This is a genomic window from Sinomicrobium weinanense (assembly GCF_018863395.1).
In the GTDB taxonomy this organism is placed as follows: domain Bacteria; phylum Bacteroidota; class Bacteroidia; order Flavobacteriales; family Flavobacteriaceae; genus Sinomicrobium; species Sinomicrobium weinanense.
The window spans coordinates 706,611-721,520 of the sequence record NZ_JAHKRR010000002.1 but is presented as its reverse complement, the minus strand read 5'-3'; the positions used below and the strand labels follow the sequence as shown (position 1 = coordinate 721,520).

Below are 14,910 nucleotides of genomic sequence, written 5' to 3'. Positions count from 1 at the left end.
GGGTGACGGGTGTAGACTTTTTTGACAGCCCCAAACGAGACAGTCAAAGTTCAATGAACATCAAAATATCCAATTCCCGAACCAGGATCAACAATGACATCCGCATCACCGGCTCCAAAAGCGAGTCTAACCGTTTATTGTTGTTACAGGCCCTGTATCCGCAGATCAAAATAGAGAACCTATCTAACTCTGATGATTCTGTGTTGATGCAGAATGCATTGACCTCCGGCAGTGAAGTAGTTGATATCCACCATGCCGGTACGGCCATGCGCTTTTTAACGGCATTTTTTGCTACCCGTGAAGGCCGGGAGGTGGTCCTTACCGGCTCTAAAAGAATGACGGAAAGACCCATAAAAATACTCGTCGATGCCCTGGAACAACTGGGTGCGGAGATCGAATACACGCAGGAAGAAGGATACCCGCCCCTAAAGATAAGCGGAAAACGACTCGAAAAAAACAAGGTGTCATTACAGGCCAATGTGAGCAGCCAGTATATTTCTGCCCTGCTGCTGGTAGCGCCCAGACTGAAAAACGGACTGGAGCTTACCCTCGAAGGGAAAATAACTTCCGTGCCCTATATAAAAATGACCCTGGCCCTGCTGAACGAAATAGGGGTAGAAACAGCTTTTGAAGGCCATGTCATAAAAGTAGCTCCCCTGGAGGAAATAGATCCCGTGACCCTGACCGTGGAATCGGACTGGAGCTCGGCCTCTTATTTTTACAGTATAGCGGCATTGTGCGAAGAGGGGACAGAAATATCCCTTTCGTCTTACAGGAAATCCAGCCTTCAGGGCGATAGTACCCTCTCGGAATTGTACAGGAGTTTCGGGGTGGAAACTGTTTTTGATACCAAAACGATCACCCTCAAAAAAGAAAACACCCCCGATCCCTCAGAAAAGATCAGTTTCGACCTGTCCAATGCTCCCGATATTGCCCAGACCATTGCCGTTACCTGTTTCGGGTTGGGAAGAGGATGCCATTTAACGGGCCTCCACACCCTGAAGATCAAGGAGACCGACAGGCTCGAAGCCCTGAAAACGGAATTGTCAAAACTGGGAGCTTCCATAAAGGTCACCGACGCCGAATTATTTCTGGAACCTTCGGCAACCATACGGAAAAACATAGCCATTCCCACCTATAACGACCACCGTATGGCCATGGCCTTTGCTCCGCTGGGGCTGAAAGTACCTATCATCATCGAAGAAGCCGAGGTAGTGAGTAAATCCTATCCTGATTTCTGGAAGGATATGGAAAAACTGGATTTCCGGATAGAATCATTATAACAACAATAATCCCCGTAGGGTCGCAATGCATTGCTACCCCACCTGGAGACATCCGTTTCAGCACAGACCGTATCCCAACAAGGACGTATATCCACCTCATGACAGAAACCGTCAAACATAGCCTTGAGCAGGTCCTCCGGGCGGAGATCCGGAAAGTAAGCCCCCTTTCCGGCGGAGATATCAATGATGTATATCTGCTGGAAACCATTGCCGGGCAGTTTGTCGTTAAAGTCAATAGTGCCTCCCGTTATCCCGGGATGTTCCCGGCAGAGGCCGAGGGCCTGGCAGTACTTGGGAACACCGGGGCCATTCACGTTCCGGCGGTGATCGCACAGGGAGAAGCAGGGAAAACCGCCTATCTTATCCTCGAATATATGGAGCAGGGAATCCCCGGTCCCGGTTTTTGGGAGACCTTCGGGAAACAACTCGCAGCCCTGCACCACAATACGGCAGATTATTTCGGGTTTAAAAACTCCAACTACATAGGAAGCCTGCCACAATATAATGCACATTGCACAAATGCCGCAGCGTTTTATATAACCCAGCGGTTACAACCCCAGTTCAGCATGGCGCAGGATAAGGGGTATCGCTTCAATACGGAAGCCCTTTACAAAAACCTGGAAACCGTGATCCCCGAAGAACAGCCTGCCCTGGTACATGGCGATCTATGGAGCGGAAATTATCTCGTAAGTAAAGACGGCAATCCCTGCCTTATCGATCCGGCTGTGGCTTATGCTCATCGTGAGACAGATATAGCCATGATGCACCTTTTCGGGGGCTTTCCCCCGGCCATGATGCGGGCATATAACGAAACCTTTGCCCTGAACGAAGGGTGGGAAGAACGTCTGGATGTCTGGCAACTGTACTACCTGCTCGTACACCTCAACCTGTTCGGTAGCGGGTACCTGCAAAGTGTAGAGCGTATTGTGCGTAAATATTCCGGATGTTAATGTTAATGTTTTGTTATAGCTGCATGTCCGAAAAATTTATCTTTATATATTGAAATATAGAGTTTCATTTAGGTTATGGTCATACAATACGTCAGGTATAAAATAGAGAAAGAAGACGCTGAAAAATTTATTGCAGCGCACAGAAAGGCTTCTGAAGAGCTGGATAATTCTGAAGTTTGCCTGGGGCACGAACTGACCCAGTGCGAAGAAGATCCCGAAAGGTTTATCCTTAGAATTGAATGGAGTTCCGTGGAAGATCATATGAACGGTTTCCGGAAATCTGTACAATTCAGGAAGGTTTTCGAACAGATCGGTTTTTTTCTTGATGCCGTAGAAGAAATGAACCACTATCACCTTACGGACATTGCAAGCAGGCGTGCAAAAGGCAATGATATTCCCTTGTCCGGTGTATGAAGATACAGGTCCTTTAAAAGAGAACCTACCCGGAATCTCCCCCCGAAACATACACATTCCAAATATTTTGTCCATTTCCTTGACAACCCCTGTTTCAGGGTTGTATATTTGCAGCTTCGTAAAAAAGACAGGTAAAAAGTCAGAAGCGTTGCCCTGAGCCTTTCAATGGCACTCAGGATAAACTAAAGCCGAAGGGTCGGGGGTAATCTTAACCCGATAAAACTTCAGGCATCGGACTTCGGACCTAAAAACAAAACACATGAAGTTATCTCATTTTAATTTCGATCTACCTAAAGAATTACTCGCCGAATACCCGTCTGAAAACAGGGACGAAGCCAGGTTAATGGTAGTGAACCGCAAAGACGGAACCATCGAGCACAAGATGTTCAAAGACCTTATCGACTATTTCAGCGAAGGCGATGTCATGGTATTGAACAACACCAAGGTGTTCCCGGCCCGTTTGTACGGTAACAAGGAAAAGACAGGTGCCAGGATAGAAGTCTTTCTGCTCCGTGAGCTCAATGAAGAACAGCGCCTGTGGGATGTATTGGTAGACCCTGCAAGGAAAATCAGGATAGGGAACAAACTCTATTTTGGCGATGACGAAAGCCTGGTAGCCGAGGTTATTGATAACACCACCTCAAGAGGCCGTACACTTCGTTTCCTCTATGACGGATCGTATGAAGATTTCAGGAAAAAGCTCAAGGAACTCGGGGAAACACCGCTGCCCAAATACATTAAAAGAGGCGTAGAGCCCGAGGATGAAGAGCGTTACCAAACCATCTATGCCAAGTACGAAGGGGCAGTAGCAGCGCCTACCGCTGGACTTCACTTTTCAAAACACCTACTGAAAAGGCTGGAAATAAAAGGGGCCAGATTTGCCGAAGTAACCCTGCACGTGGGGCTCGGTACTTTTAACCCGGTAGAAGTGGAAGACCTTTCCAAACACAAGATGGACAGTGAAGAACTGCTTATCCCGGAAACCGCTACCCAGGTGGTCAACGAGGCCAAAAAGAATAAAAAGAAGGTCTGTGCAGTAGGAACCACCGTAATGCGTGCCCTGGAAAGTTCCGTGTCTTCCGAAAGACTGCTGAACGCATATGAAGGATGGACCAACAAATTTATCTTTCCTCCGTATGATTTCAGTATAGCAGATTGTATGGTAACCAATTTCCACACTCCGAAATCTACCTTACTGATGATGGTTTCCGCCTTTGCAGGCCACGACCTGATCAAAAAGGCCTACGAAGAGGCTGTTAAGGAAAAATACAAGTTTTATTCCTACGGAGACGCCATGCTTATATTGTAAGCGTTTCCCGGTATAACAAACCACAGATCCCGAATTCCGGACGATGCAAATGCCCGGAATTTGGGATTTGTATTTTACAGATGATAGAAGTCTAAAGTATTTAAAACCAAAAAAACATACTTACCTTTGCACCGCAATGCAAGTAACTAAAAAAGACATACGGGCACTGACCAAAGAACAACTCCGTGATTTCTTTGCCGATCGTGGAGACAAGGCCTTCCGCGGCAACCAGGTTTACGAATGGCTCTGGAGCAAGGGCGCGCATTCCTTTGAGGGGATGACCAATCTTTCCAAAGAGACCCGACAAATGCTGGAAGAGCATTTTGTTATCAACCACATTCAGGTAGACCGTATGCAGCGCAGCAATGACGGTACCATAAAAAATGCCGTCCGCCTCCACGACGGGCTGATCGTAGAATCGGTACTGATACCGACCGATACCCGTACCACCGCCTGCGTGTCCAGCCAGGTAGGGTGCAGCCTGGATTGTAAGTTCTGTGCCACTGCGCGGCTTAAGAGAATGCGCAATCTCAATCCGGATGAGATTTACGACCAGGTGGTAGCCATAGACAACGAAAGCCGCCTTTATTACGGGCATCCGCTGAGCAATATTGTTTTTATGGGGATGGGCGAACCCCTGATGAACTACAATAACGTACTAAAAGCGATCGACAAGATCACTTCGCCCGAAGGCCTCGGCATGTCGCCCAGGAGGATCACCGTATCCACATCCGGCGTACCGAAGATGATAAAAAAGCTGGCCGATGACCAGGTGAAGTTTAAGCTGGCCGTTTCCCTGCATTCGGCCATAGATGAGGTACGGACTTCCATTATGCCGTTTAACGAGCATTTTCCGCTAAAAGATTTAAGGGAAGCCCTGGAATACTGGTATCAACAAACCAAAAGCAGGATCACTTACGAATACGTGGTGTGGCAGGGCATCAACGACAAACGGAAAGATGCCGAAGCCCTGGCCCGTTTCTGCCGTTTTGCACCTTCTAAAGTAAACATCATAGAATACAACCCCATTGGCGACGACCATTTTGCCCAGGCCAACCCCGGAGCTCTGGAACTGTACCGGGATATCCTGGAAAAAAACGGTATTACCGTAACAATACGCCGTTCCCGCGGAAAAGATATAGATGCCGCCTGCGGGCAGTTGGCCAATAAGTCCTAGTTTTGGAGTTGATTAGTTGGGAGTTGGTTAATTCGGAGTTATTATTTTGTTATAATATAACACTTATTTTACTCCAAGACTCCAAAACTAACCAACTCATATCATTTCTTCCTCGAATTCAGGATATTCCTCTGCATATTAGCCATAAACTCCCGGGTATACTCCGCCGTAGGGTCGCGGTCCGGGTCCAGGATGGTGATCTCCATACCGCAGGCTTTTTCGTGGGGCAATAACTTTTCCAGGATGTGGTTGAGTTCCGCATAGGTAAGCCCGTCTGGTGTTCTACTGTCCACTGCCGGCATTATGTGATCGTCCAGGACATCCACGTCCAGGTGTATAAAAAAGCCATCCAGCTTTTTATCCGTTACCATATTCAGAAAATCATTGGTACACTGTTCCGTACCCGTATCGTGGAGGCTGTCCAGGTCGTAATAATGTATTTTCGAGTTCAGGATGGGGGCCACGTAGTCCCTGTCGTATTCCCGGTTGCCCACACACCATATATTTTCCTCTTCGAAATAGGGTTTCAGCCCGTAAATATCGGTCAGTTTGGGATGGCCATACCCGGTAACCACCGCCAGGTCCATACCGGCTATACCTCCGGTCTGTGAAAGTTCCGGAAGCATAAAGTCCGTATGCCCGTCCAGGAAAAACAGGCCATAATTTCCCCGTTTCTTCAGGGCTATGGCATTACCTATAAGAATACTGCAATCTCCGCCGATAATTACAGGAAAAGGAGCTTCCTGCAATACCTTGTCCATCAGTTCGGCCTGCTGTTTGGCATAGCGGATAACGGCCTCACTGTTCCGCACTCCCGCTTCCGGGTCCATCTGCATGGAATAGGGGGGCGGCTCCAGGGTATAGATGTTTTTGGGTTTCAGCATATGGTAAAACCCGTTTCCGCGCAGCCATGCCGGGAGGTTCTTTACCCCCGGTTCCACACCCGGTTGAGGTTCCTTTAATCCTAAATTAGTGGGAAATTCAACGATGTTTATCCTGTTGTTCACGGCCATAATGCTGGGTCTGTTTTATATAAAGATACAAAATAGAAGGGGAACGCCAATAGAACGTAGCGCCCTTCAAAAAACACTCATAGCTTATGTTATAACACAGTGTCTATATTCCGGTGAGATTCAAATTTTTATAGTGTTTTCGGAGCCAGATGTAATAAAAATAAGACATCATTTATCGGTTTCGAGCAAAATATGAGTATATTTACACTACAGAACACAAAAACTTTTAGTGATGAAAAAGATTGTTTTAGTAATTATGGCTATTGTTGGAGTATCGTTATACGGTAATGCCCAATCCATTCATTTCGGGGCCAAAGGTGGGGTGAATTTCGCAGACTTAAGCGATGTCAGTGGCGATGCCAGAACGGGCTATCATATCGGTTTACTGGCAGAGATAGGCTTTGCCCAGTTTGCCATACAGCCCGAAATTTTATATTCTGCCCAGGGACTGGATGATCTGAAACTGGATTATGTAAACGTTCCGATTCTTGCCAAATATTATGTGATACCTAACCTTAGTCTTGAAGCCGGACCTCAGTTTGGTGTTAATGTACAGGATGATGACTGGGACGATGTAAAGAGTTTTGATATGGGCGGAGCCGTAGGCGTAGGCTATAAATTTGGCAACCTCTTTGCCCAGGCCAGGTATAATTTTGGGTTTTCCGATGCCATAGACAATACATCGGCCAAAAACTCCGTATTCCAGCTATCCGTAGGATATCTGTTCTTCTAAGAAGAGAAATAAATACAGTAGAATATAAAAAGCGAAAGTGATACGGACTTTCGCTTTTTTTGTGTTGCATTGCATTGAATATCGAAATGATTTAAACTTTGTCGCAATAATATAAAATTCCTCTACTTCGATAAATCCTCACCTGGCGCTCGTTTGCAACGAGTGCCTCCCTTCTTTACGTACAGTGTTAACGAGCCCCCGATAATATTAATTGCCGAGTGATTTTTTCATTTTTGACCCCTGAATAAAAATATCTGTTATCTTAGTCCTATTAATTTAAAAATATGGTTATATGAAAAAATTTTTACTCGTAGCCGTTATGGCATTTGGTTTTGGGTTTAACGCCACCGCTCAGGATGTTACCTTTGGGGTAAAGGCGGGGTTGAACTTTTCTAACTTGAAATTCGACACTAATATTTCCAGTGGCTCAAACGATACCAAGACAGGATTTTATATTGGTGGACTTGCAGATTTCGGAGTGTCGGAAGTATTTCATATTCAGCCGGAAGTATTATATTCAAGCGAAGGCACAAAAGTAGAGTATGATGGATCTAAAGAAGACGGAAATATTTCTTTTATAAATATTCCGGTATTGGCTAAGTTTTATGTAGCAGAAGGTTTTAATATACAGGCCGGGCCACAACTTGGAATTTTAGTAGATGCGGATGGAGGGACAGACGGATTAAAAACTACTAATTTTAGTTTGAGTTTTGGCGCAGGATACGAATTGCCCGGAGGCTTCTTTTTTGATGCCAGGTATAGTTTGGGGTTGACCGATATATCTGAGATTGATGAAATATATATTGGCAATATGGTTATATCTGGTATAGATGTAAAAACCAGAAATTTCCAGGTAGGTTTCGGATATAGGTTTTAAACACCGAATATCATATTTTTACAAAAACGGGAGTTCGTAAAAACTCCCGTTTTTTATTTAATATGGCCTACATATAAATATAACACCTGGCGCTCGTTTGCAACGAGTGCCCTCTTCTCAACCTGACATCCTTTCTTTATGTTAACGTTATGTTAAAAACATGACTGACAGCCTGCCGTTTTTTCAGGTTTATGCACATATGTCGGGCTTTTTTTACCCGTTTCCCGGAATACAGAAATTTCTTTAAAATTGTTAAATATTTAATCTAGCACAATTAATACATTTGTAATCAATTGTTTACGTGTTTTTAAAATTGCTATTTTTGCCATATCCCCCGGATTTCCCGGATTTCCAGCACGTTCCTTGCGGGGATAAAGCCGAACATATTATATAACTATAAAACTTTATCAAATGAAAGTTCTAGTAATTGGCGCCGGGAACATGGGGCTAACGTATGCCCAGGGAATGGCCCAATCAGACTTATTAAAGAAAAAAGACTTAATGATTTTAGACAGTGCACGGGAAAGGACCGATGCACTGAAAAAGAACGATGAGTTCGACGTCTACGAAAAAATTGAGGATTGTTTACCCAACGCAGATATTGTGTTTATCGCAGTAAAACCCTATCACAGCGATGAACTTTTCGAAGCGATCAAGGAGCACAAAAGGCCCGGACAGATCTTTATCTCTATCATGGCCGGTGTTACCATCAAAACCATGCAGGAAGCCATGGACATCAAAAAAGTAGTGCGTGCCATGCCCAACCTCGCGGCAAAAGTAGGGCACGGGTTTACTTCCTTTACGGCTTCCAAGTATGTTTCCAGGCTGGAACTCCTCACGGTGGAAAAGCTGATAGACACCACCGGGAGGTCTATTAAACTGGCCAGTGAAATGGAAATCGACAAATCTACCGGGATCTCCGGTTCCGGTCCCGCTTATATATTCTATTTTATGCAGTCCATGATGGAGGCTGCCGTAAAAATGGGATTTTCCCAGAAAGACGCCCGCCTTATGGTGGCCCAGACCTTCCAGGGTGCCGTAGAGCTGTTTAACAGTTCTGACCTGGACCCCAACGCATGGATGGACAGAGTGGCCTCTAAAGGAGGCACCACCCGTGCCGCACTCGATTCTATGGAAGAGAATAACGTAAAGGAGCTCATTAAGGACGCAGCCCATGCTGCCTTCGAGAGGGCAGTGCAGTTGGGTAAAGAAAACAACAAGTAGTATGTACGAGAAGAGAATAGTGGTTAAGGTAGGGACCAATGTCATGATCAATAAAGACAATCGCATTGTACAGCCTATCTTAAAAAGACTGGTAGACCAGATCGCAGAACTGTATGAACAGAATATTATGACCGTGCTGGTCTCTTCCGGTTCGGCCAATGCAGGGCTGGAGATCCTGGGCGAAAGTGAAATAGAGAACAAGTCCATACGAAGACAGGTCTATTCGGCCATCGGACAACCGCGGATGATGCGCTATTATTACAGCATTTTCCACGATTACGGCATGCGCTGTGCCCAGGTGCTGGCCACCAAGCGCGACTTTAACCCCGGAGAGCACCGCAAGAACATGATCAACTGTTATGAAGGGTTGATGTCGGAAGGAGTGATCCCCATTGCCAATGAGGACGACGCCGTTTCGGTCACCCACTCCATGTTTTCCGACAACGATGAGCTGGCCAGCCTTATCGCCGAGCTGATCCATGCCGATATGCTCATTATCCTTACGGATATAGACGGTTTTTACACCGGTCACCCGGACAATGACGATTCCGAATTACTGCCCGAAGTTAAGGTAGATCAAAACGTGGAGCAGTATATCGAGGAAACCGACAAGGGAGAAACATCCGGCCGGGGAGGAATGGCGTCGAAACTGAAGATCGCCAAGAATACGGCGGCCAAGAACATCCCCACCTATATTGCCAATGGTAAGAAAGACCGGATTATTCTCGATATCGTAGAGGGAAAGGACGTAGGAACACGGATCGTTGAATAAATGGATTTTTATTAATAATGAGACAGGTGACTGATGGCGGAAGACAGGTGTATTCATCCGTCACCCGTCATCGGTCTCCCATCTAAAAGCAAACACATGAAATTATTGACAAAAGATATAAAAAACAAAGTGCTCGAATCCATGGAACGCATCCTGGACGAAGAGCGCGAAGCTATTATAGCGGCCAACAAAAAGGACCTGGATGCCTTTGACAGTGCTGACCGTGCCATGTATGACAGGTTGGTGGTGAATGAGGCCAAGATAGACGGTATGATCCAGTCGGTAAAGGAAGTCCGCTCACAGGACGATCCCGTAGGCAAGATAAAATCGTCCCGGGAACTGGAAAACGGGCTGAAAATATTCAATAAAACAGCGCCTTTCGGCACTATAATGATCATTTATGAATCCCGTCCGGATGTCACCATAGAAGCAGCTGTCCTGGCCTTTAAAGCCAATAACAAGATCTTGCTCAAAGGCGGGAAAGAAGCCGGGCACAGCAATAAAAAACTCGAAGAGTGCTGGCACAAAGCCCTGACGGAAAACGGCCTGGAACCCGAAGCCTGGATACAATTACTGAACATGAACCGCCAGGAAACCCAGGAATTTCTGAAGAACCCGCCGGAAAAACTGGACCTTATCGTACCCCGTGGCGGAGAAAGACTGATCCGCTTTGTTAAAGACCACGCCCAATGTGCCGTACTGGTCAGCGGGCGGGGCAATAATTTCCTGTATGTAAACAAGGATGCCGACTGGGATAAGGCACTTCAGGTGATCGTCAATGCCAAGACCCATAAAATATCGGCCTGTAATGCCCTGGACAAGATATTGGTAGACAGGAATATCCCGGGTTATGAAGACAAGGTCAGGGAACTGGAAAAAGAATTGCGTCAAAATTCTGTGGAACTGCTGGCCGATGATGATGTGAGGAAGATCCTCCCGGATACATCGCCCGTGGAAGATGAATCCGTTTGGTATGAAGAATTTCTGGCCCTGAAGGCTGTGATCGGATCGGCAGGCAATGTAGAAGAAGCCATCGACCGGATCAATAAATACTCCGGCGGGCATTCCGCCTGCATCCTTACGGAAGACGAAGCTACTGCACAGGCCTTTATGGAGCAGGTAGACAGCGCAGCCGTATACCAGAACGCATCAACCCGCTTTACCGACGGCGGACAGATGGGCGTAGGTGCCGAACTGGCCATCAGTACAGACAAGCTCCACCACAGGGGCCCCCTGGGGCTAGAACAGCTTGTGACCAATAAATACTATGTATACGGTAACGGCCAGGTTAGGGAGTAAACGGGTTACCAGTTGCCAGTTACCGGTTGCCGGTTGTGGGTTTGCCAGTTTTTTAACCGGCAACTGGCAACCGACAACTTTTTTATCCCCCCGAAAATAGATACATTTACAGGAAAGTTTTTAACTATGAAGCTGATCATTATCAACGGCCCCAACCTGAACCTCCTCGGAAAGCGGGAACCTGAGATCTACGGAGCCGAAACCTTTGAAGATTTTTTGTTTAAACTGCGCTCCAGATTTCCGGATATGGAATTGGAATATTACCAATCTAACATAGAAGGGGAGATCATCGATAAACTGCACGAAACCGGATTTGACCATGACGGTATTATCCTCAATGCAGGGGCATACACCCATACTTCCATCGGCATAGGCGATGCTGTAAAAGGTATTACCACACCCGTAGTGGAAGTACATATATCCAATACTTTCGGCCGGGAAGAGTTCCGTCATCAATCCTATATTTCCCCGAATGCCAAAGGAGTTATACTGGGCTTCGGGCTTCAGAGTTATGTGCTGGCTATACAGAGTTTTATAAGTTGAGAAGCCAGTACATAGCTCCTCCCTTTTGATAAAGGGAGGTGGTCCCGATCTCTGATCGGGAGCGGAGGGTTAGATATCCCGGGCCATAGGCAAGAAACAAACGTTTTGGGAATAGGTCCATGACCTGGGCGAGGTCAAACTCCCCGACCCACCACAGGTGGCCCACCCCTCTTCATCTGAAGAGGGGAGCCCCAAAATATAAAACAAAACCTTTACTTCAAAGGAACAATCCAGTACCCGTAAGCATACGAAGCATACGGCAATTGATATTTTTCCAGTGGCAGGCTGTACCAACTGTCAATCCCCGCCACACCGGATTGCATACCATCTACATTTACAAAGGTCTTTTTCTGCGGAACGAGTTCGCCCGAGTGCATCTGTGCTTTTTCCGGGCCTCCGTCGAGGTCCTCCGTGCTGTAATGCAATGCCGAAAAGTTTAAAGGGGTATCGGCTACGATCTGAAAAGCCGCGCCTTTATCGTTGCTCAGGGTGGCATGGCGAACGTCGGTCTTGTTACCGCTGTCCTGCGGACGGATATAAGGGTGATATTGCCCGGAGACCGTACCTTTATACAACCCTATACGAGCGGCTGTCTTACGGTCGGCATACGATTCGAACGGCCCGCGTCCGTACCATGCTACCTGTTCAAAACCTTCGGGAAGCACCATAGTATTGCCAAATTTAAACATTGGCAGGTGTTCGCCTTTTTGCGCCTCGAAATTATTGTCTATATGTATTCTTCCGTCGCCATAAACCGTATAGCGTTGTACAAATTGTGCATCACCCTCCAGTAAGGGCCTGGAAAAGGTGAGTTGAACGGCATTGTCCTTTTTAAGAATAGCTGTCTTGTAGGTTACTTTCTCTCCTGATCTCCCGGCCTTTTTCCATGCTGCATACTTGCGTTGTGTCCCGGCACCGTAGTCGTTGTCCACCGGGGCCCGCCAGAAGTTTACCTGGCCCCCTTCTTCCAGGAGGGCCTGGCCGTTGTGGGTGTAATTGGAGATAATACCTTTGGTAACATCAAAATCCACGGAAAAAGCGTCACCCGTCAGAATGATATGACCATTCTTTTGATCCATGGAAATGCTTTTTTCGGATTTTCCGGGCATCACCGGATTTCCTTTTTGAAGGATAAACTGGTCATAGGCAATCTCGTAGCCTTTGGGGATAAAAGGTTCTTCCGCTTTAAGAGTTACCGAAAAATTCAGGAGGTATTCCTTACCGGTTTCAAGATTGTAGGTGAGGGGAACAGATACCTCTTTTTCTTCCTGGGGTTTCAGGTTAAAGCCTTTCAGTGTTCCGTTTTCCACAGGGGTACCGTTTTCGAGTAGCTCCCAGCTTATCCGGTAGTTGGAGAGATCGCGGAAAAAATACCAGTTCTTTACAGCAAAGGTCTTGTTTGCAGTATCCTTTACAGCAAATTTAACGTTCTGGTGTACTCTTTTTACTTCGAACATATGCGGGTTGGGCGTACGGTCGGGCATCACCAGTCCGTTGAGCAGGAAATTGCCATCACTGGGCGTGCCTTCCGGACCAAAGTCGCCACCGTAGGCATAGATATCTTTTCCGTTCTTTACGGTTTTGATCCCCTGGTCTACATAATCCCAGATAAACCCGCCCTGGAGAATGTCGTATTTTTCGATGACCTCCCAGAACTCCTTGAAATTACCGAGACTGTTACCCATGGCATGAGCATATTCACTCATGATCATGGGACGGTTATATCCTTTTTGGGCAAATTTTTCCATCGATCCGGGCGAAGGGTATTGCGGGACGATAAGGTCTGTGTTCCATTCCCGCTGGGCACGTTCATATTGTACCGGCCTGGAGGGATCACGGTCTTTGATCCAGTTATAGGCATTGTAGAAATTCCAGCCGTTCCCGGCTTCGTTCCCCAGTGACCAGGTGATGATACTGGGATGGTTCTTGTCCCTTTCCACCATGCGTTTTATACGCTCCATATGGGCCTTGAGCCATTCGGGATTGTTGCCCAGCGTATGTTCCAGGTTGTAATACATGCCGTGCGATTCGATATTGGCTTCATCCACCACATAGATACCGTAAATGTCACAAAGTTCGTAGAAATAGGGGTCATTGGGGTAGTGCGCCATCCTTACGGCGTTGATGTTGTATTGTTTCAGGACCTCAATATCTTTTTCCATCATTTCCCGGGATACTACGTGCCCGGTTACAGGATCGTGTTCGTGGCGGTTGACCCCTTTGATGAGAATGGGCTTTCCGTTGAGGAAATACTGGTTGCCTTTGATCTCGGTGGTCCGGAACCCTACGCGTTGCGACACCACTTCGGTTTTCTTCCCTTTTTCACTCAGGGCGATTTCCAGGCGGTACAGGTTGGGAAATTCGGCAGACCATTGTTTTACTCCGGGGACCTGGTGTGAAAATGTGGTTGTGCTGTCGGTGACTTTCCGGGATGCGGTATATACGGTGTTCTCACCTTCCAGAAGCCGTACATCAACAGTGTATTTATGTTTTTTGGCAGGAAGGCCGTTGATATTTACTTTGAGCTGAAATATACCATCGGTATACGTATCGTTAAAAGAAGCGAGAATATCGATGTCCCCGATATGGGTTTGCGGGGTGGCATAGAGGTAAACATCGCGTTCTATACCCGATATTCTCCAGAAATCCTGGCATTCCAGGTAGCTTCCGTCGCTCCAGCGATAAACTTCCAGGGCCACCTGGTTGTCGCCGGGCTTTACATAGGAAGTAAGGTCAAACTCAGCCGGGAGTTTCGATCCCTGGCTGTAACCGACCTTCTGTCCGTTCACCCAAATGTAGAAGGCCGATTTTACCGCGCCGAGGTGAATGTATACTTTTTGATCTTTCCAGTCCGCCGGAAGGGTAAACGCCCTTTTATAGGATCCCACAGGATTATGGCCGTCCGGGATGTCGGGCGGGGAGGGGTTCTTTACCTTAAATTCGTAGGGATGGTTGACGTAAATGGGTACACCATAACCCTGTAACTCCCAGTTTCCGGGAACCGTAATATCGTTCCATCCGGAAGTGTCGTAATCTTTTTTATAAAAATCCTCCGGCCTGCCGGATACGTCATCGGACCAGCGGAATTTCCAGGTGCCGTTCAATAAAAGGAATCTTTGTGAGTCCTCTTTTTTGCCCTGTGCGGCAAGAGTGCTATTTTCGTAGGCAAAGAACGAAGCCCTCGGAGGGAGCTTGTTAATTTCGATAACGTCCGGGTTTTCCCAAACGGGGTCTAAGGTCTGGGATATGGCAGTGATGGAAACCCATAAAAATAGGAATGTAAATACGGATGCTTTCATGAAGGTTGATATTGTGT

At 46.8% G+C, this 14,910-nt stretch carries 13 protein-coding genes; 11 read left to right on the top strand and 2 right to left on the bottom strand.

All coding sequences use genetic code 11. The features are described from left to right. The first annotated feature begins 53 nt into the window (after nt 1-53). From aroA to rlmN, 5 genes are all read left to right on the top strand, one after another. Nucleotides 54-1,283: a 3-phosphoshikimate 1-carboxyvinyltransferase gene (gene aroA, locus KN811_RS08580; RefSeq protein ID WP_187965330.1), complete on the top strand. Its 1,230-nt coding sequence runs from the start codon at nt 54-56 to the stop codon at nt 1,281-1,283. Between the two features lie 98 nt (nt 1,284-1,381). Further along, the gene (locus tag KN811_RS08575) at nt 1,382-2,233 is read left to right on the top strand and encodes a fructosamine kinase family protein (protein ID WP_187965329.1); all 852 of its coding nucleotides are present in this window, start codon (nt 1,382-1,384) and stop codon (nt 2,231-2,233) included. A gap of 75 nt (nt 2,234-2,308) precedes the next feature. Continuing rightward, a complete protein-coding gene (locus KN811_RS08570) occupies nt 2,309-2,647 on the top strand; it encodes an antibiotic biosynthesis monooxygenase family protein (RefSeq protein WP_187965328.1) in 339 nt (112 codons plus the stop codon). Nucleotides 2,648-2,906: 259 nt separating this feature from the next. Then, entirely contained in the window at nt 2,907-3,956 is a 1,050-nt protein-coding gene (gene queA / locus KN811_RS08565; RefSeq protein ID WP_187965327.1) for a tRNA preQ1(34) S-adenosylmethionine ribosyltransferase-isomerase QueA, read from the top strand. 136 nt (nt 3,957-4,092) lie between these two features. After that, nucleotides 4,093-5,133, top strand: coding sequence for a dual-specificity RNA methyltransferase RlmN (rlmN, locus tag KN811_RS08560; protein WP_187965326.1), 1,041 nt, complete (start codon nt 4,093-4,095; stop codon nt 5,131-5,133). Nucleotides 5,134-5,234: 101 nt separating this feature from the next. Here rlmN and KN811_RS08555 read toward each other — a convergent pair whose 3' ends face one another. Continuing rightward, entirely contained in the window at nt 5,235-6,146 is a 912-nt protein-coding gene (locus KN811_RS08555) for an arginase family protein (protein WP_187965325.1), read from the bottom strand. A gap of 232 nt (nt 6,147-6,378) precedes the next feature. On the opposite strand from KN811_RS08555, the gene KN811_RS08550 reads away from it, so the two are divergent. From KN811_RS08550 to aroQ, 6 genes are all read left to right on the top strand, one after another. Continuing rightward, nucleotides 6,379-6,879: a porin family protein gene (locus KN811_RS08550; protein ID WP_187965324.1), complete on the top strand. Its 501-nt coding sequence runs from the start codon at nt 6,379-6,381 to the stop codon at nt 6,877-6,879. A gap of 292 nt (nt 6,880-7,171) precedes the next feature. Further along, complete coding sequence (locus tag KN811_RS08545; protein ID WP_187965323.1) at nt 7,172-7,756, top strand: porin family protein; 585 nt, start codon at nt 7,172-7,174, stop codon at nt 7,754-7,756. Between the two features lie 411 nt (nt 7,757-8,167). After that, nucleotides 8,168-8,980, top strand: coding sequence for a pyrroline-5-carboxylate reductase (gene proC, locus KN811_RS08540; protein ID WP_187965322.1), 813 nt, complete (start codon nt 8,168-8,170; stop codon nt 8,978-8,980). Between the two features lies 1 nt (nt 8,981). After that, nucleotides 8,982-9,752, top strand: a complete 771-nt coding sequence (proB, locus tag KN811_RS08535; RefSeq protein WP_187965321.1) for a glutamate 5-kinase — start codon at nt 8,982-8,984, stop codon at nt 9,750-9,752. A gap of 96 nt (nt 9,753-9,848) precedes the next feature. After that, on the top strand, nt 9,849-11,051 hold the full coding sequence (locus KN811_RS08530) for a glutamate-5-semialdehyde dehydrogenase (protein ID WP_187965320.1): 1,203 nt from the start codon (nt 9,849-9,851) through the stop codon (nt 11,049-11,051). A gap of 126 nt (nt 11,052-11,177) precedes the next feature. Further along, a complete protein-coding gene (gene aroQ / locus KN811_RS08525) occupies nt 11,178-11,594 on the top strand; it encodes a type II 3-dehydroquinate dehydratase (protein ID WP_187965319.1) in 417 nt (138 codons plus the stop codon). A 212-nt stretch (nt 11,595-11,806) separates the two neighbouring features. On the opposite strand, the gene lacZ is transcribed toward aroQ, so the two are convergent. Further along, complete coding sequence (gene lacZ / locus KN811_RS08520; RefSeq protein WP_187965318.1) at nt 11,807-14,893, bottom strand: beta-galactosidase, LacZ type; 3,087 nt, start codon at nt 14,891-14,893, stop codon at nt 11,807-11,809. Nucleotides 14,894-14,910: the final 17 nt, after the last annotated feature.